Consider the following 1754-nt stretch of genomic DNA (forward strand, 5'->3'; position numbering starts at 1 on the left):
CCCGGTTCGCGGTCCGAGTGAGCATCAGCACTCACCTTGCGCGGAGGGGGCCCCCAATCTGTGAACAGAGTGAGTCTTCATCGGCGGGATCGTAGCGTTCCTCGCCGTCGACGTGCCGGCGATTTCCGACCGGATCGCCGACCGGCGCGGTGGGCCCGGTCGTTGTGCCTGTCCGCTGGTGGTGCCGGGAGGGCCGGGCCGCGCCTGCCCCTCCCGACACGCGGCCTCCCAGGGGATGCTGAGGCCGCGTCGGACCGGGCTGGTCAGTCCGTGCCGAACTCCATCGCGGCGCGGTCCAGCATCTCGTCGTCCTCGGAGACCTCGCCACGGGAGGCGATGGCCTCGGCGCCGCCTTCCGGCATGGTGCCGATCAGTCCGGTGGCGGCCGCCTGCGCGGCACCGATGGCGGGCGAGGTGCCGATCAGGCCGAGCCCGGCGTACTGCTCCAGCTTGGCGCGCGAGTCGGCGATGTCGAGGTTGCGCATGGTGAGCTGGCCGATCCGGTCCACGGGCCCGAAGGCCGAGTCCTCCGTGCGCTCCATGGACAGCTTGTCCGGGTGGTAGCTGAACGCGGGGCCCGTCGTGTCGAGGATCGAGTAGTCCTCGCCGCGCCGCAGTCGCAGGGTCACCTCGCCGGTGACGGCCGTGCCGACCCAGCGCTGCAGCGACTCACGCACCATCAGTGCCTGCGGGTCCAGCCAGCGCCCCTCGTACATCAGCCGGCCGAGGCGTCGACCCTCGTTGTGGTACTGGGCGACGGTGTCCTCGTTGTGGATCGCGTTGACCAGGCGCTCGTACGCCGCGTGCAGCAGGGCCATGCCGGGCGCCTCGTAGATGCCGCGGCTCTTGGCCTCGATGATCCGGTTCTCGATCTGGTCCGACATGCCGATGCCGTGCCGGCCGCCGATCGCGTTGGCCGCCATCACCAGGTCCACGGCGGAGGCGAACTTCTCGCCGTTGATCGTCACCGGGCGGCCCTGGTCGAAGCCGATCGTGACGTCCTCGGTGGCGATCTCGACCGAGGGGTCCCAGAACCGGACGCCCATGATCGGCTCCACGCTCTCCACGCCGGTGTCGAGGTGTTCCAGCGTCTTGGCCTCGTGGGTGGCACCCCAGATGTTGGCGTCGGTGGAGTACGCCTTCTCCGTGCTGTCGCGGTAGGGCAGGTCGTGGGTGAGGAGCCACTCCGACATTTCCTTGCGCCCGCCGAGCTCGGTCACGAAGTCCGCGTCCAGCCAGGGCTTGTAGATCCGCAGGTGCGGGTTGGCGAGCAGGCCGTACCGGTAGAAACGCTCGATGTCGTTGCCCTTGAACGTCGAGCCGTCGCCCCAGATCTGTACGTCGTCCTCGAGCATCGCCCGGACCAGGAGGGTGCCGGTGACGGCGCGGCCGAGCGGGGTGGTGTTGAAGTAGGCACGCCCGCCCGAGCGGATGTGGAACGCCCCGCAGGTGAGCGCCGCCAGGCCCTCCTCGACCAGTGCCGCGCGGCAGTCGACCAGGCGCGCGATCTCGGCACCGTAGGTCTTCGCGCGGCCCGGCACCGAGGCGATGTCGGGTTCGTCGTACTGGCCGATGTCGGCGGTGTAGGTGCACGGGATGGCTCCCTTGTCGCGCATCCACGCGACCGCGACCGAGGTGTCGAGACCGCCCGAGAAGGCGATGCCGACGCGCTCGTCGGCGGGAAGGGAGGTGAGGACCTTAGACATAGAAAGAGTATGCATTGAAACGCATGGTCATGCAAAGTCCTCGGGGTG

General features: G+C 69.3%; 1 protein-coding gene. It reads right to left on the reverse strand.

What is annotated here, in order from left to right; all coding sequences use genetic code 11:
- Window positions 1-263: 263 nt before the first annotated feature.
- Window positions 264-1706 carry an argininosuccinate synthase gene (argG, locus tag ABZV34_RS39140; protein WP_356287963.1) on the reverse strand — a complete coding sequence of 481 codons (1443 nt, stop codon included), beginning with the start codon at window positions 1704-1706 and terminating at the stop codon, window positions 264-266.
- Window positions 1707-1754 lie beyond the last annotated feature (48 nt).

Origin of the sequence: Streptomyces sp. NPDC005195 (genome assembly GCF_040608315.1) — a bacterium.
GTDB lineage: Bacteria > Actinomycetota > Actinomycetes > Streptomycetales > Streptomycetaceae > Streptomyces > Streptomyces kaempferi.

What these genes read in the sequence shown, in the direction of transcription:
- argG (WP_356287963.1), bottom strand. Translation starts at nt 1,706, where the DNA reads ATGTCTAAGGTCCTCACCTCCCTTCCCGCCGACGAGCGCGTCGGCATC.